Below are 21353 nucleotides of genomic sequence, written 5' to 3' on the forward strand. Positions count from 1 at the left end.
TATCATCACGGCTGGTCGTTCTCAGCGGACTCGGCGGACTGTGCGGGCTCGGCGGACGGCACGGGCCCGTTGGTTTCTGCGGACGCCTCCGACGTGGTGTTACGCCCGGGGGCGTCACCGGTGGAGCCGCCGCGCGTGGCGTCGCGGAAGGCACCGAAGCGGGCCCCGGCGTCGGTCCGCGGAGCCTTCGGCTTGGCGTCGGGGGCGGGGCGGGGCGTGGCCCGCGTGGCGGCGGCGAGCGTCTCGCCTCGGCGCCGCCGGGGCAGCCCGTTGACGCGCGGCTCCGCGGAGGCGTCGGCGTCGAAGTCGGAGTCGACGGACGTGCCGGAGGGCCCGGAGGGCTCCGTCGCGGGCGACGGGGTGGGAGGGGCCACCGGGACGGCCGCCTCGGCCACCGGCTCGGCGCTCGCGGCTGCCTGGGAGCCGGTCGCCCGCGCCGCCGGAGCGGCGGCGGTCCGCGGCCGGGCGGACTCGGCGCGGTTCCGCGCGGGCGCCCCGGGCACCGCGCCCTGGTTGATGTGCGTGATCAGCTGCTGTGGGATCAGAACCACGACGCCGGTGCCTCCCCGGGCGGACGGGCGGAAGGAGACCGTCAGCCCGTGCTTACGGGCCAGACAGCCGACGACCGCGAGGCCGAGCCGGGTGCCGGACAGGGTCGTCAGGTCGAGAGTCTGCGAGGAGACCGCCTTCTGGGCGCGGGCCAGCGCGGAGGGGCCCATGACCAGGCCGCCGTCCTCGATGGTGACCACGACGCCGGTGTGCGTCTCCTCGACGTACACGTGCACCTCCTCGGTGGGAGGCGAGAAGCTGGTGGCGTTGTCCATCAGCTCGGCGAGGGCGTGCATGACGCCCTCGGCCGCGTAACCGGCGACCGCCGCGTTGCTGGCCGCGTGGACCCGGACCCGCTGATAGGCGCTGATCCGGCCGACCGCGCCGCGCAGGATGGACTCCATCACGATGGGCTTGGTCCACCGGCGCCCGGAGCGGGCGCCGGTGAGGACCGCGATGCTGTCCGCGATGCGGCCCGTCTGGGCGGTGGTGTGGTCGAGCTTCAGCAGGTCGCCGAGGACGGACTCGTCGTGCCGGTTCTCCATCTCGCGCAGGTCCGCGAGCATGCTGGTGGCCAGGGCCTGGACCCGGCCCGCGGCGTTGGCGCAGGCCGCCATCGCGGAGGCGCGCATGCGCTCACCGGTGCCGATCTCCTGCACGACCCTGCGCAGGAGCCGGCCGTGCGCCTGGTCACCGGGCTTGGTCACCTGCATCAGCACGGTGTCCACCGAGCCGCCCTCCCGCAGGCCCTTCACCGCAGAGGGAATCGTTTCATCAGCGAGCCGGGCGGCCTCCGCGGCGTGCTGCGCGGCCGCGGCCTCCAGACTCGCGATCCGGGACTGGAGCCGGCCGATGGTCCGTGACCGGTGGGCGGCGACCGCGAGGGCCACGCCCAGAGCCACGGCCACCAGCGCGCTGAAGACGGCGACGAGGACGCGCCGGGATTCGGGCACCTCTGCCGTCACCCACGCTCCCGCCCCGCCGGCGACGACCGCGGCCAGCAGAGGCACGGCCAGGGCCTGCCGGGTCACGGCTGGCCCTTTGTAGGGATGGCTGGATATATGTGCTGACATCTATCAGGTCCTCATGGGCGCGTTCGAGGGTTGAGGGTGGACCACGCGGACATCAAGCCGTGGGCGGCACATGGTAGTACTGCTCAGCGAATTTTGAGCGCCCGCGATCGGCACATGGACCATGACGGACCGTCAGTATCACGGCCGGAGAAGGCAGGTTGCCCGATCCCGCCAAAGCTGAACGGTTCTGAGCTGGGGTCACGTATCCCCTCATGTCCCCTCGCTCGGGCGCCGGTCAGGACGGCTCCGGCACCGCCGGCGGCCGGGCGGACCGATCCGCCGGCAGGACCTCGTGCGGCTCGGGCGGTTCGGGCAGCGCCAGTTCCGCCCAGATGACCTTGCCGCCCGCCGTGTAGCGCGTCCCCCAGCGCTCGGCGAACTGGGCGACCAGGAACAGCCCGCGGCCGCCCTCGTCGGTCGTCGCCGCGTACCGCAGATGCGGTGAGGTGCTGCTGGTGTCGGACACCTCGCAGATCAGACCGCGGTCGCGGATCAGCTGCAGCCGGATCGGGCCGGTGGCGTGCCGGATGGCGTTGGTGATCAGCTCGCTGAGGACCAGTTCGGCGGTGAACGCCACCTCCTCCATGCCCCACTCCTCCAGCTGCCGCAGCGCCCCGGCACGCACTCCGGCCACCGCGGCGGGGTCGGACGGCACGTCCGAGGACACCACCCGGCCGGGGCCCAGCACCCGGGTCCGGGCGGCGATCAGCGCGATGTCGTCGCCCGGCTGGGTGGGCAGCATCGCGTCGAGCACGTCGGTGCAGATCTCCTCGGGCGACCGCCCCGGATGCGACAGGGCGCCGCGCAGCATCTCCAGACCGATGTCGATCTCCCGGCGGCGGTCCTCGATGAGCCCGTCGGTGTAGAGGACCAGATGGCTGCCCTCGGCCAGCTCCAGCTCGGCCATGTCGAACGGCAGCCCGCCCAGGCCCAGCGGGGGCCCGGCGGGCAGGTCCGGGAACTGCACCGACCCGTCCGGGCTCACCACCGCGGGCGGCGGATGCCCGGCCCGGGCCATGGTGCAGCGCCGCGTCACCGGGTCGTAGATCGCGTACAGGCAGGTGGCCCCGGTCGCGCCGGTGAGCGGTTCGCCCCCGCCGCCGGGGAGGTCCTGGCCGAGGGGGATCTCGTCCTGGTCGATGCGGGCCACCAGGTCGTCCAGATGGGTCAGGATCTCATCGGGCGGCAGGTCGAGGGTGGAGAAGTTGTGCACCGCCGTCCGCAGCCGCCCCATGGTGGCCGCCGCGTGCAGCCCGTGCCCGACGACGTCGCCCACCACCAGCGCCACCCGCGCACCGGGCAGCGGGATGACGTCGAACCAGTCGCCGCCGACGCCCGACTCCGCGGGCAGATAGCGGAAGGCCACGTCCAGGGCGCTCTGCGGGGGCACGGCGCGGGGCAGCAGGCTGTGCTGGAGGGTCACCGCCATGGTGTGCTCGCGGGTGTAGCGGCGGGCGTTGTCGATGCACACCGCCGCGTGGGAGGCCAGCTCCTCGGCGAGCGTCACCTCCTCCTCCTCGAAGGTCTCGCGCTCCGCCATCCGCCAGAAGTTGACCACGCCGAGCAGCACGCCGCGGGCCCGCAGCGGCACGGTGACCAGCGACCGCACGCCGTAGTCGAGGATCTTGGCCGTCTGCCCGGGGTCGTGGGCACGCCAGCCGGACGCCCGGGTCAGATCGTCCTGGACGACCGGCCGCCCGCTGCCCATGCCCAGCGCCTGGGGCGCGGATGCGGTGAACGAGAACCGTCTGCCGACGGGGTAGAAGGGGTGGTCGGGCCGGAAGCCGTGGACGGCCACCCGGCACATCTGGGCGCCGCCGGCCGCGGACGGCTCCTCCCCGCGCGGTACGGACTCCGCCAGGTCGACCGTGACGAAATCGGCGAACCGCGGCACCGCCACCCGCGTCAGCTCCTCGGCGGTGCGCCCCACGTCGAGCGTGGTGCCGACCTCCACGCTGGCGTCGTACAGCAGCTTGAGCCGCTTCTGGGCCACATCGGCGCGGCCCGAGAGGGCACGCAGCTCGGTGGAGTCGCGCAGGGTGGTGACGCTGCCGGGCGGACCGCCGTCGCGGTCGGTGGGCCGGTTGTTCACCGCCAGCAGCCGGTCGCCCGCCACCCGCACCTCGTCGGTGACGACGCGCCGGGAGACCAGCAGACCGGCGATCCCGGGGTCCAGCCCCAGCAGGTGGACCGGGCGTCCCTCGGGGCGCGGCGGCAGGCCGAGCAGCCGGGACGCCTCGTCGTTGGCGAGCACCAGGCGGCCCTCGCCGTCGACGATCAGCACGCCCTCCCGCACGGCGTGCAGCACCGCGTCGTGGTGCTCGTACATCCGCGTCATCTCGGCCGGGTCCAGGCCCCGGGTCTGGCGCCGCAGCCGCCTGGTGACCAGGGCGGTGCCGCCGGTGGCCAGGGCGAGCGAGGCGGTGACGGCGCCGATGAGCAGCGGCAGCTGGCGGTCGGCGAGCCCGCTCACCGTGCGGATCGTGAGGCCCGCGCCGACCGCGCCGACGACCTTGTGGTGGCTGTCGAAGATGGGCGCCACCGCGTCCATCGCCTCGCCCATGGTGCCCGGGCCGGTACCGGTGGTGAGGTGCCCGTGCAGCGCGGGGCCGATGGTGCCGATGTAGTGGTGTCCGATGCGCCTGGGGTTGGGGTGGGTGAGCCGGATGCCGTCGGTCTTCATGACGACGACGAAGTCGAGCCCGGTCCTCTTGCGGACGGCCTCCGCCTTCGGCTGCAGCACGGCGGTCGGATCGCGGCTGTGCAGGGCCCGCACCATCCCCGGCGCGTTGGCGAAGGACTCGGCGACGGCGATGGACCGGCCGCGGGCCTCGTTGGTGGCGTCGTGCCGCACCTGGAGCACCAGGGCGGCGGACGCCGCGACGCCGAGCAGCAGCACGATGATCAGCTGGAGGACGAAAACCTGGCCGGCGACGCTGCGGACGTGTCGCCACACCCCAGTGCGCCGTCCCGCCTCCTGAGGGCGCTCACGCCGCCGACTCCGTGGGCGCCGACCGGGGAACATGCGGGCAACCCACGATCGACCCATAAACCGGGCCATAGAGATACATCTACACCGGGATGCCCCGGAAGGCGAGCCCCTTCTGCCCGCCATGCCCACAAAAGCACCTTGCGCCGAGAAGGGGTGACTTTACGCGCGGGCCGCCGGGGCGAGGAAACCACGGGGCGCGGGGTGCCGAGCCCGGCGGACTGTGCAAACCTGACAACAGGGCAATTCACCCGAATTGCCGCGAAACGGCGGCCACCGTGTCGCCGATCGCGCCTGACGAAGGAGCCCGACATGGCCACTCACGCGGGTGGAGTCCACCCGGGAACCGCTCCCCGCACCTACGGCGGAGTCAGCGGACGTCTCGTCTTCGGGGCCGTCATGATGCTTTTCGGCGGTCTGATGACCCTCGCCCAGGGCGTCGCCGCCGTACGCACCGACAGGGTCTTCGTGGCCACCCCGAACTACATCTTCAGCTACAACCTCACCGGGTGGGGCTGGATCCACATGATCCTCGGCATCGTCCTGGTGATCGCCGGCCTGGCGACGTTCACCGGCGCGATGTGGGCCCGGACCGTGGGCGTGGTGATCGCGGGGCTCGCCCTGATCGCCAACTTCCTGTGGCTGCCGTACACCCCGCTGTGGGCGGTGGCGCTGCTGCTCATCGACGCGTTCATCATCTGGGCCCTGTGCACCGGGGGCCAGGGCTACGAGGCGGGGATGGCCGGCGCGGGTTCCATGGGCCGCGGGGCGGGCCGCGAGGCCCGGTACGAAGGCCGCGGACAGGGATACGAAGGCCGCGGAGCCGGTCCGGACGCCCGCGAGCCGGGTCCCGAAGGCCGCGGGTCCGGCTACGAGGGCCGCGGACCGGGCCATGAAGGCCGCGGACCGGGCTACGAAGGCCGCGGGCCGGGGCCCGAAGACCGATGACGACCAGGGTGGTGTCATCGGCGGCCCGGCCGCCGGTGACACCGAGATCGATGAACCCGTCGGTCTAGCACGGATCGCGTGCGGCACGGCGGCGGCGGAGGCAGGCTGGAGCCATGCTGCTGGCCGATGTCGCACGAACCTCCCGGCAGGTCGCGGCCACCTCCGCCCGCTCGGAGAAGATCGCCGCCCTGGCCGGGCTGTTCCGCCGCACCGAACCCGCCGAGGCCCCCGTGGTGATCACCTACCTCGCGGGGAAGCTCCCGCAGCGCCGCACCGGCGTCGGCTGGTCCACCCTGCGGCAGCGGCGCGAGCCCGCCGCCGCGCCACGGCTCGCCGTCCTCGACGTGGACCGCGCGCTGAGCCGCATCGCCGCCGTGTCCGGCACCGGCGCCGGGGCGGAGCGAAGGCGGCTGGTGGGCGCGCTCATGGCCGATGCCACCGAGGACGAGCAGCGCTTCCTGCTCGGGCTCATCGGCGGCGAGCTGCGCCAGGGCGCGCTGGAGGCGCTGGCCGTGGAGGGGCTGGCGCAGGCGGCCGGCGCACCGCCCGCCGAGGTGCGCCGGGCGGTGATGCTCGGCGGTTCGCTGGGCGCGGTCGCCGAGGCGCTGCTCGCGCGCGGCCCGGCCGCGCTGGCCGACTTCCGGCTGGAGGTGGGGCGGCCGGTGCTGCCGATGCTCGCGCAGAGCGCGGCGGACCTGGACGAGGCCATGGACCGGCTCGGCCCGTGCGTGGTCGAGGAGAAGCTGGACGGCATCCGGGTCCAGGTGCACCGGGACGGGGACGCCGTACGCGTCTACACCCGCACCCTGGACGAGATCACCGACCGGCTGCCCGAGGTCGTGACGGCGGCCCGGGAACTCGCGGTGGAGCGGGCCATCCTCGACGGCGAGGTGATCGCCCTGGACGAGGCGGGGCGGCCCCGGCCGTTCCAGGAGGTCTCCGCCCGGGTCGGCTCCCGGCTCGACATCGCCGGGGCGTCCGCCGCGCTGCCGCTGTCCCCCGTCTTCTTCGACCTGCTCGCCGTGGACGACCGCGATCTGCTCGCGCTGCCGACCCGTGAGCGCCACACCGAGCTGGCCCGGGTGGCCCCCGCGCCCCGCCGGGTGCGGCGGCTGGTCGCCGAGGACCCGGCGGACCCGGAGCGGCGGCGGGAGGCCCGCGCCTTCGCCGCCGACGTACTGGCCAGGGGCCACGAGGGCGTCCTGGTCAAGGGCCTTGAGGCCCCGTACGGCGCGGGGCGGCGCGGGGCGTCCTGGCTGAAGGTCAAGCCGGTGCACACGCTCGACCTGGTGGTGCTGGCCGCGGAGTGGGGCCACGGCCGCCGCACCGGCAAGCTGTCCAACCTCCACCTGGGCGCCCGGCGGCCGGACGGCACGTTCCTGATGCTCGGCAAGACCTTCAAGGGGCTGACCGACGCGCTGCTGGAGTGGCAGACCGAAGCGCTGCTGGGGATCGCGGTCAGCGACGACGGCTGGGTGGTGCGGGTACGGCCCGAGCTGGTGGTGGAGGTGGCCTTCGACGGCCTGCAGCGCTCCTCCCGCTACCCGGCCGGGGTCACCCTGCGCTTCGCGCGCGTGCTGCGCTACCGGGAGGACAAACCGGCGGACCAGGCGGACACGGTGGAGACGGTGCTGGCGCTGCGACGGGCGTGAGTCGGTGCGCTGACTGCCGCAGTCGGACCCGTCGATGACGCGTCGTCGACGTCAAGCCGACGAGAGTTCGAGGAAATACCGACGTGCTGTCCATGGCCGGCAGTAGGGTCCGCGGGGTGAATCAACCTTCCCGTCTGCCGGACGCCTTTCGCCTCATCGTCACGGGGGGAGGTACCGGCGGCCACACCTACCCCGCGCTGACCGCGGTCCGGGCGTTACAGGCCCGGCTGACGGTCGACCGCCGCACGCTCGACGTCCTCTGGATCGGCACGTCCGACGGGCTGGAGGCCCGCGTCGCCCCGGCCGAGGGCATCACCTTCAAGACAGTCGCTACGGGCAAGATCCGCAGGTCTGCGAATCCGCTCAAGATGGTGTCCCCGGCGAACGTCAAGGACATGGCGCGGGTACCGCTCGGTGTCGCTCAGGCCCGCAAGATCGTGTCGGACTTCCGGCCGGACGTCGTCCTCGCGACCGGCGGGTACGTCGCCGTCCCGGCCGGGCTCGCCGCCCGCATGTGCAAGCGTCCGCTGGTGCTGCATGAACAGACCGTGCGGCTCGGGCTGGCGAACCGGAAGCTGGCCGGGTCGGCGGCGCGGATCGCTGTGTCGTCGGAGTCGACGCTCCCGCTCCTCCCGGAGGCTGTGCGGTCCGCCACGGTCGTCACAGGCAACCCGGTACGGCCGGAGGTCCTGACCGGGCACGCTGAGAAGGCAGTCGCCGCCCTCGGGCTGGTTGGCTTCGACCAGCGGCTCCCGACGCTGTACGTGACCGGCGGCGCGCAGGGCGCGCAGCAGATCAACAACGTAGTCCGGGACGCGCTCCCGTGGCTGCTGGAGCGTGCGAACGTAGTGCACCAGTGCGGTCCGGCGAACGTCGAGGCCCTGCGCGCGAGCGCGTCGGCGCTCCCGCCACACCTCGCGGGGCGGTACTACCTCACCGGGTTCGTCGGCCCGGAGCTGCCCGACGTCCTGGCGCTCGCCGACGTCGTGGTCTCCCGCAGTGGCGCCGGCACCCTCGCGGAGCTCACCGCCCTCGGCAAGCCGGCCGTGTTCGTGCCGCTCGCCTCCTCGGCGGGGAACGAGCAGGCACACAACGCCCGTCACTTGGAGGAAGCGGGCGCGGCCATCGCGCTGGAGGGAGAAGTCACCGCGGACCGGCTGCAGAACGCCCTCGGGCCACTGCTCACCGACCCGGCGCGGCGCGCGGGGATGGCGGACGCGGCTCGGGCACACGGACGGCCGGACGCGGCGGACAGGCTCGTGGACGTGCTCCTGTCCGCCGCGTCCGGCTGACCGGTCGGACCGGTTCTACGAGAGGTGCCGCGGGGCGCCGTCCCGAATGAGGCGGACGACGACGGCGAAAGCCTCCGGCCCCTTGCCCCAAGGGTCGGGGACGTCCCGGTCGATGAGGTAGAGGACGGTCTTCCGGACGACCGCCCCGTCGGTGAGGCCGCGGATGGCGGTGAGGTTGGCGCCGTCCATGGCGAGGACGGCGTCCGCCCAGTCCAGCAGGCTGGGAGTGAGGTGTACGCCTCGGTGGGCGGTGAGGTCGTAGCCGGCCGTCGCCGCGGCGGTCACCATCTGCGCGTGCGCGGGGTGCCCGACCCACTTGTCCCGGGTGCCGGCCGACCGGACTTCGACGGCTGCGCCGCCGAGCTCCGCGAGGATGAGCGCTGCGAGCGGTGAGCGGCAGTGGTTGCCGAGGCACACCGTGAGGAGGCGCCGCGGCCGTGCGGCGGCGCTCACCGCCTGGCCCTGACGAGGGCGCGGCGCAATTCGGCGGCGGCGTGCTCGGCGTCCGTCGGCGTGAGGTGCTGGTGGAACGGGAGCGTCATGATCTCCTGACCCAATCGCTCGGTGACCGGCAGCGGCCGGTGCCACGTGGAGAAGGCCGGCTGCGTGTGGTTCGGCGGGTAGTGCACACCGACGCCGATACCGCGGTTCCGTAGCTCTAGGAACACCCTGTCACGGCGGCCGTCGGGGACGCGGACGGCACACATCGGCGGGACCGTGCGGTCTACGTCGGCGTCGACCAGGGCGACGCCACCGATTCCGTCGAGGGCAGTGGCGTAGGCGCGCCAGAGGGAGCGGCGCCGGTTCTCCGCCTCTGCGAAGTGGGCGAGCTGCACGAGGCCCACAGCGGCGTTGAGCGGCGACATCTGCACACGCATGCCGAACCCGTCGACCGTGTACGCCGTCATCTCCGCGCGCCTAGTCGAGGGCTCCACGATGCCGAGGCCGCGCAGGCGCCGACAGGTGTCGGCTTCCAGCGATGTACGGGGCACGATCACGCCGCCGAGCCCACACGTGAGGTTCTTGACCGGGCCGAAGGAGAAGCACGTCACCACGCCGGTCGTGCCGACTCGGCGCTCTCCCTGCCAGGAGCCGAAGGCCTGCGCCGCGTCCTCGACCACGGTCACACCCTGGGCGTCCAGCGTCGGCCGGGCTGGGGCGAGGTCGACGGCCCGGCCCCCGTAGAGGACCGGCAGCACGGCGCGGGTGTGAGGGGTGAGGGCGGCCAGGACCTCGGCAGGCTCGACGCATCCGGTGCCGGGGTTGACTTCGATGAACCGCGGCCGGGCCCCCGTTGCGACGATCGCCTGCACGCTCGCGCAGAAAGTGAAGGAGGGCACCAGGACCTCATGGCCCGGGCCGACGCCTGCGGCAAGAAGCCCGACATGGAGGGCGGCCGTGCCGGAGGCGACCGCGACGACATCCGGCACGCCGAGGAACGCGGCGATGCGCTGCTCGAACTCTTCCGTGACCGCGCCGTGGTTGTACTGGCCGGCGCTCAGCGCGCCGGCGATGGCGGCTTCCTCGCCCCCATAGAGGTACGGGCGCGCGTTCCGCGCGATGTCCGGGGTTGTGGTGCTGGTCATCAGGCCGCCCCTTCGATGCTGGTCAGCGTCTCGACGTATCGCGTGAGGGTGACGTCCGGCTTGTAGGTGAGCCGGCCGTGGTCGACGTCCTGGCGGAAGAGACCGCGGAGGTACTGTCCGACGTAGTCCGCGCCGGCCGCGACGGAGGTAGGGAATCCACCGGCGACCCGGGCGTTGGCCTCCGTGATGACGACCCTGCCCGGGCCTCCAGCCTGCTCCCGGATGAAGCCCTGCACGCAGCACGCCCCGGTGACACCGGTCGCGGTGAGCGCGGCGCGGACGCGCTCCGCCGCGTCGGGGTCGGTGAACGTACGGGAGACGACGGCGAGGCCCCCCTTGACCAGGAGCCGATATCGGAGGACCACGGAGGCCCGGCCGGCGCGGTCGACGAGGCAGTCCGCGGTGAACTCCCGCCCGCGGACGTGTTCCTGCACGATCGGCGCCGGGATGAGCTCGCACAACACCCGGGCCTGCTCCCGCGTCCGGCACACATGCACGCCCTTCGCGCCCTGTCCGTGCCGGGGCTTGACGACGAGAGGGCCGTCCGGCGCGCGGTCGAGCTCGTCCGGGAGGACGGTGCGCGGCGTCGGCACGCCGTGCTCGGCGAGCACGGCGGCGAACCGGGCTTTGTCGCCGCACGCCGCGACCGCGTCCCGGTCGGGGAGCCAGGTGGTGACGCCGAGGCCCGCCAGCGGCCGGCGGAGGGCGACCAGGCGCGGCAGCTCCCTCTCTACGGTCGAGAGGACCGCGTCCGGGCGGGCCTCCGCACACAGCCGGAGCACGGCTGTGCGGTACGCGGCGTCCTCCGTCGGGGGGAGGACGTGCGCGGTGACTTCCGGGAGGAGGAGCCCGGCCGCATGTGGGTCCGCGTCGGCTCCGAGGACATCGCAGCCGAGCTCCTGGAGGGACCGGGCGAGGTCGAAGCCGGGGGCGCCGCCGACGCCAGTGACGAGGATGCGCTTCGGCACGACGGTCACCACCCTGCCGGGACGACCGGGAAGGCACAAGCCGCGGCGGGGACGATCCGCGGAAGGCGCGCGGCCTGCGGGTTCCGCATCAGCGGCGCCCACAGGTCGGGGTTGCGGCAGTACCACTCGGCGGTCTCGGCGAGGCCGTCCTCCACATCCCGATCGGGCCGGTATCCAAGCTGAGCGGATGCCTTCGTCCAGTCGATCGAGTACCGGATGTCATTCGCCGCCCGGTCGGGGATGTAGGTGATCGCCTCCTCGGTCGCGCCGCAGAGGCGGAGGAGGTAGCCGGTCAGCTCCCGGCTGGTGAGGTCGGTGCCGCCACCGAGGTTGTAGATCTCGCCGGGAGTACCGCGCCGGAGGACGGCCTCGATGCCGGCACAGTTGTCTTCGACGTGCAGCCAGTTACGGACGTGCTCGCCCCGGCCGTGGAGGGTGACCGGCTCGCCGCGCTGGAGGCAGGTGAGGAACAGGGGGATGATCTTCTCGGGGTGCTGGTACGGGCCGTAGTTGTTCGAGGAGCGGGTCACGCACACCGGCACGTCGAAGGTCTGCCAGTACGACAGGGCGACGAGGTCGCTCGCGGCCTTCGACGCGGCGTAGGGGACGGAGGGACGGAGCGGGGCCTCCTCGGTGGCTGTGCCTTCCGGCAGCGGACCGTAGACCTCATCCGTCGAGACGTGCACGAATTTCTGCACACCGTGCCGCATCGCGGCGTCGAGGATGGTGTACGTGCCGTGCACGTTGGTGGCGAGGAACGCGGCGGCAGCGAAGAACGAGCGGTCGACGTGGGACTCCGCTGCGAAATGCACGACAGCGCTGTGCTCGGCCATGAGGTCGTCCACGAGCTCGGCATCGAGGATGTTGCCTGGGACGAACGTCAACTTCGGGCTGAGGAAAGCCGTCCCCAGGTTCTCGACGCGGCCGGCGTAGGTGAGGGCGTCAAGGACGGTCACCGTGGCAACATCCTCCGCGCGGATGATTCGCTTCACGAAGTGCGAGCCGATGAAGCCGGCCCCGCCGGTGACGAGTAAGCGTTCCATGGGCCTCTCCTTGAGGGAAGGAGGACGGCGCCGGTGTCGACCTGCACCGCCGGGGGCTGCCCGGCCGATCGGCGGGGCGTGACCTCACCATGTCGCCGGGACACCTCGGCCGGGAGGCTCACGGTGATGGATGGCACGCCGTGTGCGGGGCTCGCACACGGCGTGCATCCGTACGCCCTCCCGACACCGTCGAGTTGCGGCTAACGTCGTCCCTCCCGTCGTTCCGTAGGAGGCACCTATGGACGTCATTCGATCCCCGCAGGAGATCGGAGCCGAGCTCCGAGGAGCGCGGTGTCGTGCGCGGCTCACCCAGGCTCAGGTCGGGAAGGGGGGCGGCTACTCGGCATCGGCCGTCTCCCGGATCGAGGCCGGCCGTATGCGGCTGGAGTACGACCGGCTCTTAGCCTTCGCGGCGTTCCTCGGTATCCCACCCGACAGGCTGACGGGGACTCCTGTCCCCGGCTGTGGCCCGGTCGATACGGTGGGGCATCCCGCGAACGAGGAGGATGCGGTGCGTCGTAGGAGCCTGTTCACCGGGGCGCTGGCGATCGGAGCCACGGCAGCTCTTGGAAGCCCGCAAACCAGTGTCGCCGCTGATCTGGCCGCCTCCCGGGCAGGGCTGGAGGACGCGCTGCTTTCGGGGTTGCCACCATGCGACTCCGCGCCGACCGCGGTTGCCGTGCAGGGTGCGGTCATGCGCGCACGCGCAGCGCTGGAGGCGGGTGCTTACCAGGAGTTGGATGCGGCCCTCCCCCAGCAGCTCGCGCTCGCCACCGCCGCAGTCGGCGAGGGGCACGGTACGGAAGCGTTGTCCGCGTTGTACGCCATCGCTGCGCGAGTGGCGATCAAAGCGGGTGACGACCACCTGTTGATCGTGGCGGCCGACAGGGCAGTGCAGGCTGCGCGCGACGGCGGCCATCCCCTGGCGCTTGCGGAGGCACACCGGATGGTCTCCAGTGGATATCGGCGCGCGGGCCGATATGACCGGGCGGCTCAGGTCGCGGTCCGGGCTGCTGAGGAACTCGCGAGTGCACGAGGCATCCCTGCCGGAGCACGGGCATCGGCTCAGGGTCAATTGCTGGCCACGGCAGCGTATACGGCGGCAAAGGGCGCAGACCGAAGCGGCGCCATGGAGTTGCTGGCACGGGCGCGCGCCGTTGCCGGCCGGAGTGATGAGCATACGGTCGGGGGCTGGTTCGGCCCCCGGCAGGTCGCCTTGCATGAGGTATCCGTGCATCAGGTGCTCAGGGCTCCCGACAGAGCCGTGGCGGCTGCGCGGCGGGTCGACCCGCGAGGGCTGCCGCTGGAACGCGCGGCCCGACTGGATCTTGATGTGGCCCGGGCCTACAACGACTGGGGGCGCCCGGAGGAGTGCTTGCGGGCGTTGCTTTCGGTAGAGCGTGCGGTGCCCCAGGAGGTGCGACGGCCGGGCACGCGCGCGTTGACGGCGGGTTTGCTGTTCGGGCCTGCCCATGTGCCAGGGCTTCGCGAGTTCGCCGCTCGCACGGGAGCACTTCCCGTGTGAAGTGCCGCGGGTTCGGTGCATCCGGGGCTCCGATTCCGCACATGGTCGTGCTCTGCGAAGCGGCCGCGTAAGCCCAGGCCCCGGAAGTCGGCGCGGCGGGTGACAATGAGCGCCCCACCTCGACCGAGAGGCCCCGCGTGGAGACGACTGCCGCGACGGACCGCGCCGCCCCCGCGGCCGCACGCCGCCTCGTGCGGCTGCCCGGCGGGGGCCGGGCGCGCCGGGTGGCGGCCTGGTGCGCGCTGGTGACGCTGGCCGTGGTGAGCGTCGTCCTGGGCTGCCGGGCCATGGACACCGACGGCGTCACGCCCGTACCGCAGCTGCTGGCCTTCCTGCCCTGGCTGCTGGTCCCCGCGCTGCTGGGGCTGCTGCTCAGCGTGGCCGCGCGCTGGCCGCTGGGCTGCGGCTGGGCGCTGCTGGCCGCCGTGGTGACCGGCTGGTTCATCCAGCCGTACGGCCCCGGCCCCGCGGCCGCGCCGCACGGCCCGGTGGTGGCCCGGCTGCGGGTGCTGACCGCGAACCTGGAGTTCGGCCGGGCCACGGACGGGCTGCTGGCCGCGCTGCGCCGGGAGCGGCCGGACGTGGTGTCCGTCCAGGAGTGCGACGACACTTGCGCGGACGCGCTTCGCTCGCCGGCCGTCCGCAGGGCGTACCCGTACCGGGACATCGTCACGGGCAGTCCCGCCGAGGGCTCGGCGATCCTCAGCACCCATCCGCTGACGGAGGAGCGGGGCGTGGAGGGCGAGCTGTCGATGCCGGGCGCGGCCGCCCGGATCGGGGGCGCGACGCTACGGCTCCAGGTCGCGCACCCGATGCCGCCGATGCCGGGGCAGCTGGGCGTCTGGCGCACCGAACTGGGGAGGCTGCGCGCGTACGCGGCCGGGCGCGGCGGGCGACCCACGCTGATCGCGGGCGACTTCAACGCGACCCAGGACCACGCCGCGTTCCGCGCCCTGCTCGACACCGGCATGCGGGACAGCGCACGGGCCGCCGGAGTGCCCCGGACGCCGAGCTGGCCTGACACGACAGCCCCGGGCTTGAGCGCGCAGATCGACCACGTGCTGGTCAGCGACGCGCTGCGGCCGCGCACCGCCCGCTTCCTGGACCTGGGCGACACCGACCACCGGGCGCTGCTGGTCGACCTCGACCTGCACGCGCGCTAAAGACCCTCGTCCGGGTCCTGCGCGGTGGCCAGCTCGAACGGGTCCTGGGCCGGGCCCTCGCCGGGGCCGTGCCGCTCGCGCCGCCACCGCTCCTTCTCCCGCTCCAGCGCGTTCCACAGCAGGTTGAGCGGGTGGTCGGCGGCGTACCCCGCGCGCTCGCCCCGGCGGGTGAAGGCGCCCAGCAGCACTTCCAGCGTCGGCCCGGTGTCATGGACCAGTTCGACGGCGCGCAGCCCGCGCGCGTACGCCGCCTCCGGGTCGCCCGCCGCGTCCGCGACGCCCTCGGTGACCAGCATGCAGCCGCGCACCACCCCGGAACGCAGCAGCTCCAGGCCGTAGTTGACGTTGTCGATCTCGGCGGCGATGCGCAGGGTGTCGCGGTAACCGGGGCCGAACCAGGTGTGCAGCACCCCGGCCATCACCCCGCTGGCCGGGACCACCAGCGGAAGCGAGGCCAGTTCGCCGCGCTCGACGGCCGGGCCGGGCAGTTCGTCCACGGGCAGATTGGTCACCAGCGACACCGCGCTGCGCCGCCATTCCATCACGTCGAAGGCGTCGAGTTCGCGGGAGGTTTCCCCGCCGGATTCCGTCACCACACTTCCGCACACCAGATCGATTTCCTTGGCGCGGAGTTTGGCCAGGACGTCCCGGGTCCGCACATGGCCGACCTTGAGGTCGATCCCGCGTTCCCGGAATTCCTCGGCGACCCGCTCCCGGGCGCCGGCGAGATAACCGAGCGTAAAGCGCGTGGTGCCGACCAACAGGCTGCGGCCGAGGCGCCGGCGGGAGCTGTGGATGCCGTCCAGCCAGTCGCCGAGCGTTCCCCGGGCCAATGCGACAAGGGTCGTTCCGGTGCCGGTGAACAGCACGTCCTTGCCGCGCCCCTGCTTGAGCACCAGCGGCTCGCCGCACAGTTCGGAGAAGTTGCGGTTCATGGTGTCGAGCTGCTTTTGCACACTGGCCTGTTCCCGCCCGAGCGCACGGGCGGCGCCCAGCGCCGTACCCGTCTCATGGACCACGACCAGCGTGCGGAGCTGGTCCATGGTGGTGTCCATGAGCGCGAGCGGACTGTCCAGCAGTCCGGACCTCGTCATGATTCTTTTCCTCCCCGTTTCCCCGTTTTCCTCGCTTCCCGCCAAGGGGGCCCGAGTTTACGCGGCCGCCCCCTGGTAACCCGGGCGGATATGAGCGAGACACGCACCGACGCACGGAAGGTCAGGGCCGGACGGCACACCGTCGAGATCAGCCGCCCGGAAAAGGTGCTCTTCCCCGACGACGGAATCACCAAATCGGATCTCGTCGATCACTATCGTGCGGTCTCCCGGCTCATGGTCCCGCAGTTGCGCGACCGGCCGCTGATGATGGAACGCCACCCGGACGGAATCGGCGGCAAGCCGCTCATGCAGAAGAATGCCCCCGACCACTTTCCGGAATGGGTGCGCCGGGCCGTTCTCCCCAAGGAGGGCGGCAAGGTCACCCACCCGGTGTGCGACGACACCGCCACCCTCGTCCACCTCGCCGGGCAGGCCTGCGTCACCCCGCACCGCTGGCTCTCCCGCGCCGACCGGCCCGACCACCCCGACCGGCTCGTCTTCGACCTCGACCCGCCTGACGGGAAGGGTTCCGCCTTCGAGGAAGTGCGGTGGGCGGCCCGGCGGATGTGCGGGCTGCTCGGTGAACTGGGGCTTCCCGGGCTGCTGATGACCACCGGTTCGCGCGGACTGCACGTCGTCGTCCCGCTCGACCGGCGCGCCGGCTTCGACACCGTACGGGCCTTCGCCCGCGACGCCGCCGACACGCTCGCCGCCCGCCACCCCGACCGGCTCACCACCGAGATGCGCAAGGACCGGCGCGGCGGCCGGCTCTACCTCGACATCCAGCGCAACGCCTACGCGCAGACCGCGGTCGCCCCGTACGCCGTGCGCGCCCGCCCCGGCGCCCCCGTCGCCGCGCCGATCGACGCCACGGAACTGGACGACCCCGCGCTGGCCCCGGACCGCTGGACGCTGCGCACCTTCGAGGAGCGGCTGCGGGACGACCCCTGGGCCCACGCGGACACCAGGGGTCGTTCGCTGCGCACCGCGCGGCGGCGGCTGACGCGGCTCTGAACGTGGGGTGGGCCGTGGGGTGGGCCGTTACGCGCCGATGTCGCCGCCGTCGCGCCGCCACACGCTGACGACCGCCGGGCGGACCAGCGTGCCCGGGCCCTCCGGCCACGTCGACGCGGGCTTCTCCACGCTCGCCCCGTCCAGCTCACCCGGATGCTGCACCGCCACCAGCACCCGCCGGTCCTGCACGATCGGCCCGCAGGTCTCGGCGCCGTTCGGGACGGTCAGGAACTGCCGCACCTCACCGCGCCGGCCGCCCGCCGTCGCCACCCCGAACAGCCCGTCGTGGTTGCCCAGGGCGTTGCCGTCGGTGGAGATCCACAGATTGCCGAACGCGTCGAAGGTGAGGTTGTCCGGGCAGGAGATCGGGCTGACCTGGTCCTTCGGGAAGCCGCCGAAGTAGGTGCTGGGGTCCTCCGGGTCGCCGCACACCAGGAACAGTCGCCAGTTGAAGCGGGTGGAGCCCGGGTTGTTCCGGCGCTCGGCCAGCTCCAGGATCTGGCCGTGCTTGTTGCCCTGGCGGGGATTGGCCTCGTCGACCGGGGCCTTGCCGTCCTTGCCGCGGTCGGTGTTGTTGGTCAGCGCGATGTACACCCGGCCGGTGCGCGGGCTCGGCTCGACGTCCTCGGGGCGGTCCATCTTCGTCGCGCCCACCTTGTCGGCGGCGAGCCGCGTGAAGACGTACACCTCCTCGGCCGTCATCCCCTCCACGTGCGAGGTGTCGCCGGTGGCCAGCGGGATCCACTCGCCGGAGCCGTCGAACTCACCGTCGTGGGGAAGCTTCCCGGAGCCGTCGATCTGCGAGGCCGGGCTGTCGCCGGTGAACTTGGCGACGTACAGCGTGCCCTCGTCCAGCAGCGTGCGGTTGTGCTCGCGGGCGGTGCGGCTGCCGCCCTTCATCATGCGCTTGGACGACACGAACTTGTAGAAGTAGTCGAACTTCTCGTCGTCGCCCATGTACAGGACCGGGCGGCCGTCGGTCGTCAGCCGCGGCTCGGCGGCCTCATGCTTGAAGCGGCCCAGAGCGGTCAGCTTGCGCGGGGTGGACTCCGGGTCGAACGGGTCCACCTCGATCACCCAGCCGAACCGGTTGGGTTCGTTGGGCTCCTTCGCCACGTCGAAACGGTCGTCGAAACGCTCCCACTTGCGCTCGGACGCCCCACCGGTGATCCCGTACCGCTTGAGCCGGGCGGCGGCCGTCGGGTCGGTCACCGAGCCGCCGTGTGCGAAGTACTGGTTGACGTTCTCCTCGCCCGACAGCACCGTGCCCCACGGGGTGATGCCGCCGCCGCAGTTGTTCAGCGTGCCCAGGACGCGCTTGCCGGACGGGTCCGCCGATGTCCGCAGCAGCTTGCTGCCCGCCGCCGGGCCCGTCACCTCGAACGGCGTCGTGCCCGTGATCCGCCGGTTGAGGCGGTGCCCGGGTACGGCCGTCAGCTTGCCGACCCCCCGGTGCTCCTCCGCCACGACCACCGACAGGCCGTGCGCCGCCCAGCCGATCTCGGCCTGCCCGCGGGTGGGGTTGTCCGCGTCGTACCCCGCGAACATCAACACCTCGTCGGTGTACTCGTGGTTGACCACCAGCAGTTGCCGGTCGCGCTCGCCCGGTACGTCCAGCACGGCCATGTAGTCGTTGTTGTAACCGAACTGGCCCGCCTGCGCCTTCGCCGACTGGTTGTCCGGGTCGAAGGCGGGCGCGCCGCGCAGGATCGGATCGCCCCAGCGGATGACAAGGTTCTGGTCATGCCCCTCGGGGACGACCACCGCGTCCTTCGTGTTCGGCGCGACCGGCGAAAACCGCAGTCCACGGGCGGGTTTGCCCGCCTTGGCCGCGCCACCCGACGCGGCGGCGGCCGGAGGCGCCTGGCCCGCAGCGGCCGCCGTCCCGGTGGCGGCCGCCACGGTCACCACGGCGCTCGCCCGCAGCAGGGAACGGCGCGAGACGGCGCCCGCGATCAGGTCGCCCACGTAGGCGTTTCCACTGGTGTTCGGGGTCTCATGGAGACACGCGTCGCCACAGCGGTACCGGCAGGTCAGCGCGGAACGACCGCCCGGATGCGAGCTGATGAGCGGCAGGAGCTTGGGCACGACTTCCCCTCCGTAGGACGTCACATCCGGGCAGCCCCCGCCGACATGACGTCGGAATCCATTGGCCGCGAAGCTAGGCGTGGAGAACCGCATGCCGACGACCACGTCGTGAACCGGGGGTGAACGACCGGCGACCGGAATCGACGGCCGGAACCAGCCGGTCGGCCCGCTAGCCTTTCGGCACCACGGTCATGCGACGGCATGCACCGCACTCGAACACGTGAGAGGTATCTCCCATGGGCATACGGGACCTACTGCGCAAAGTATTCGGACGCTCCCGAACAACCCGGGTGGACGATTCCGCTGCGCCGGAGGCGGCAGTTGTCCCGACCCCCCAGCCCGAGTCGGCCCCCGACCCGGCCGAGTCGGCCCCCGACCCGAAGCCCGACCCCGCTCCGGCCCCGGCCCCGGCCCCCGAAGAACCCCGGCACGACCCGGCACTGGGCGAGCCCCTGAAGACCCTGGACGAGATCCTGGGCACCCCCGCCGAACCGGCCGTCGCCACGGAGGACAAGCCCGCCCAGTCCGCGGACGCCGAGCCGGAGCGCGCGGAGGATCAGGCGGAGACGTCCGCCGCGAAGGACGACGCTCGGGCCGAGGCGGCGGCCAAGGACGAAGCCGCGCCCGAGCCGGAGGTGGACACGCCCGTCGGGGACCAGACCGCCACCCCGGCCGGCGTCACGACCGACACCCCGCCCGAGCCGACGGCCACCGAGGCCCCGGTGGCCGTCACCACGACCGAGGCCGAGGCCGACGCCTCGACGCCCGCGCCGGAGGCGGTCGCGGCCGCCGACGACAAGCCCGCCCCGGCGGCGAAGGCCGAGGCCGAGGCCGAGGCCGAGCCCGCGGCAGAAGACGCCCAGCCCGAGCAGGCCGAGACGCCCGCCGCCGCGGACGAGACCGCCACCCCGGCCGACGTCACGACCGACACCGCGCCGGAGCCGACGGCCACCGAGGCCGCCGCCGAGCCCGCCGCACCGACGGACGCCGACCCGGCCACCCCGACCGCCGAAGCCGCCGCCGAGGCCGCGCCGGAGCCGGTGGCGGCCCCGGCCGCCGAGGACGAGCCCGCCCGTGCGGCGGAGACCGCGCCGGAGCCGTCCGCCGAGGAGGTACCGGCGGACGACGCCAAGGCGGAGGCGGTAGCCGAGAGCAAGCCGGTGGCGAAGGCCGAAGAGGCGCCCGCCCAGGCCGAGCCGACGGCCGAGGCCGCTGCGGCGGAGGCGAAGCCGGAGCCGACCGACGCCGCCCCGGAAGCCACGCCCGAGCCCGAGCCGGAGGTGGCCCCGGCCGCCGAAGCCGAGGCCACCACCCCGGCCGACGTCACGACCGACACCCCGCCCGAGCCGACGGCCGCCGACGCCCCGGTGGCCGTCACCATGACCGAGGCCGAGGCCGACGCCTCGACGCCCGCGCCGACGGCGGTCGCGGCCGCCGACGACAAGCCCGCCCCGGCAGCGAAGGCCGAGGCCGAGGCCGACGACGAGCCCACGGCAGAAGACGCCCAACCCGAGCAGGCCGAGACGCCCGCCGCCGCGGACGAGACCGCCACCGAGCCCGAGGCCGCCGACGAGCCCGTGGCGGCGAGCGCGGGGCTCGGTGAGCTGGCCGGGATGGGCGCGGCCGCGGGGGGCGTGCTCGCGGGGCACAAGCTCACCGGCACCCGCGCCGTCGTCTACCTCGTGCTCGACCGCTCCGGCTCGATGCGGAACTACTACAAGGACGGCACCGTCCAGCACTTCGCCGAGCAGGCGCTCGCGCTCTCCGCGAGCGTCGACGACAGCGGCACCCTGCCCATCGTGTTCTTCTCGACGGACATCGACGGCACCGCCGAGATCGGCCTGGGCGACTACCAGGGCCGGGTCGAGGAGCTGCACGCCTCGCTCGGGCACATGGGGCGGACGAACTACCACCGGGCGATCGAAGCGGTGATCGACCACTACAAGGCGTCCGGCACGGCCGCCCCGGCACTGGTGCTGTTCCAGACGGACGGCGCGCCCACCGGCAAGGCGGCGGCGGAGAAGGCGCTGTGCGAGGCGGCGGGGCTGCCGTTGTTCTGGCAGTTCGTCGGGTTCGGCGATCCGGAGGCCAAGGGGTTCGACTTCCTCCGCAAGCTCGGCACCTCCCCGGCCCTCGCCGTGCCGGAGAAGCGGGCGCTGGACAACGCGGCGTTCTTCCACGCCGGTCTCGACCCCCGGTCGCTCTCCGACGCGGAGGTGTACGAGGAGCTGCTGAAGGCGTTCCCGGCATGGCTGGAGCAGGCTCGGGCCGCGGGCGTCCTCGCGTAGGGCATCAGTAACCAGGGAGGGCCATCCGTACGGCGAAACGCCGGACGGGTGGCCCTCGCCGCTCGGATACGATATGGGCGG

Annotated in this window: 15 protein-coding genes; 7 read left to right on the plus strand and 8 right to left on the minus strand. The window is 73.1% G+C overall.

Annotation, left to right across the window (positions count from 1 at the left end; translation table 11 throughout):
- Positions 1-5: 5 nt before the first annotated feature.
- Together ASC60_RS01200 and ASC60_RS01205 are read right to left on the minus strand one after the other, a co-directional pair.
- Positions 6-1580, minus strand: a complete 1575-nt coding sequence (locus ASC60_RS01200) for an ATP-binding protein (RefSeq protein WP_055545785.1) — start codon at positions 1578-1580, stop codon at positions 6-8.
- Positions 1581-1857: 277 nt separating this feature from the next.
- Positions 1858-4683 (minus strand): SpoIIE family protein phosphatase, encoded by a 2826-nt coding sequence (locus ASC60_RS01205; protein WP_079038086.1) that lies wholly within the window; start codon positions 4681-4683, stop codon positions 1858-1860.
- Positions 4684-4923: 240 nt separating this feature from the next.
- Between ASC60_RS01205 and ASC60_RS43925 the strand changes: the two genes are divergently transcribed.
- From ASC60_RS43925 to ASC60_RS01220, 3 genes are all read left to right on the plus strand, one after another.
- Complete coding sequence (locus ASC60_RS43925; RefSeq protein WP_063787053.1) at positions 4924-5559, plus strand: hypothetical protein; 636 nt, start codon at positions 4924-4926, stop codon at positions 5557-5559.
- A 113-nt stretch (positions 5560-5672) separates the two neighbouring features.
- Positions 5673-7211, plus strand: a complete 1539-nt coding sequence (locus tag ASC60_RS01215) for an ATP-dependent DNA ligase (protein ID WP_055545787.1) — start codon at positions 5673-5675, stop codon at positions 7209-7211.
- Positions 7212-7303: 92 nt separating this feature from the next.
- Entirely contained in the window at positions 7304-8503 is a 1200-nt protein-coding gene (locus ASC60_RS01220) for a glycosyltransferase (protein ID WP_055547075.1), read from the plus strand.
- Between the two features lie 15 nt (positions 8504-8518).
- Here the strand turns inward: ASC60_RS01220 and ASC60_RS01225 are convergent, their stop codons facing one another.
- The 4 genes from ASC60_RS01225 to rfbB are packed head-to-tail and all read right to left on the minus strand — an operon-like array spanning position 8519 to position 12100.
- The gene (locus tag ASC60_RS01225; protein WP_055545789.1) at positions 8519-8956 is read right to left on the minus strand and encodes a protein-tyrosine-phosphatase; all 438 of its coding nucleotides are present in this window, start codon (positions 8954-8956) and stop codon (positions 8519-8521) included.
- Positions 8953-10089, minus strand: a complete 1137-nt coding sequence (locus tag ASC60_RS01230; RefSeq protein WP_055545791.1) for a DegT/DnrJ/EryC1/StrS aminotransferase family protein — start codon at positions 10087-10089, stop codon at positions 8953-8955. The genes ASC60_RS01225 and ASC60_RS01230 overlap by 4 nt, the downstream gene beginning before the upstream one ends.
- Entirely contained in the window at positions 10089-11057 is a 969-nt protein-coding gene (locus ASC60_RS01235) for an ATP-grasp domain-containing protein (RefSeq protein ID WP_055547077.1), read from the minus strand. Before ASC60_RS01235 ends, ASC60_RS01230 begins: the two co-directional genes overlap by 1 nt.
- Positions 11058-11062: 5 nt before the next feature.
- Positions 11063-12100 (minus strand): dTDP-glucose 4,6-dehydratase, encoded by a 1038-nt coding sequence (rfbB, locus tag ASC60_RS01240; protein ID WP_055545793.1) that lies wholly within the window; start codon positions 12098-12100, stop codon positions 11063-11065.
- A 238-nt stretch (positions 12101-12338) separates the two neighbouring features.
- On the opposite strand from rfbB, the gene ASC60_RS01245 reads away from it, so the two are divergent.
- Both ASC60_RS01245 and ASC60_RS01250 read left to right on the plus strand, forming a co-directional pair.
- Positions 12339-13625 carry a helix-turn-helix domain-containing protein gene (locus tag ASC60_RS01245; protein ID WP_055545795.1) on the plus strand — a complete coding sequence of 429 codons (1287 nt, stop codon included), beginning with the start codon at positions 12339-12341 and terminating at the stop codon, positions 13623-13625.
- Between the two features lie 137 nt (positions 13626-13762).
- The gene (locus ASC60_RS01250; RefSeq protein ID WP_079038087.1) at positions 13763-14788 is read left to right on the plus strand and encodes an endonuclease/exonuclease/phosphatase family protein; all 1026 of its coding nucleotides are present in this window, start codon (positions 13763-13765) and stop codon (positions 14786-14788) included.
- Here the strand turns inward: ASC60_RS01250 and ASC60_RS01255 are convergent.
- Positions 14785-15882, minus strand: coding sequence for a LysR family transcriptional regulator (locus ASC60_RS01255; protein ID WP_370592854.1), 1098 nt, complete (start codon positions 15880-15882; stop codon positions 14785-14787). The genes ASC60_RS01250 and ASC60_RS01255 overlap by 4 nt on opposite strands.
- Before the next feature lie 90 nt (positions 15883-15972).
- On the opposite strand from ASC60_RS01255, the gene ligD reads away from it, so the two are divergent.
- Entirely contained in the window at positions 15973-16896 is a 924-nt protein-coding gene (ligD, locus tag ASC60_RS01260) for a non-homologous end-joining DNA ligase (protein ID WP_055545797.1), read from the plus strand.
- 27 nt (positions 16897-16923) lie between these two features.
- Here ligD and ASC60_RS01265 read toward each other — a convergent pair whose 3' ends face one another.
- On the minus strand, positions 16924-18984 hold the full coding sequence (locus ASC60_RS01265; protein ID WP_055545799.1) for a PhoX family phosphatase: 2061 nt from the start codon (positions 18982-18984) through the stop codon (positions 16924-16926).
- A gap of 290 nt (positions 18985-19274) precedes the next feature.
- Here ASC60_RS01265 and ASC60_RS42540 point away from each other — a divergent pair, with 290 nt between their 5' ends.
- Entirely contained in the window at positions 19275-21272 is a 1998-nt protein-coding gene (locus tag ASC60_RS42540) for a VWA domain-containing protein (RefSeq protein WP_234356735.1), read from the plus strand.
- The last annotated feature ends 81 nt before the right edge of the window (positions 21273-21353 follow it).

The organism is Streptomyces sp. NBRC 110028, assembly GCF_001417735.1.
In the GTDB taxonomy this organism is placed as follows: domain Bacteria; phylum Actinomycetota; class Actinomycetes; order Streptomycetales; family Streptomycetaceae; genus Streptomyces.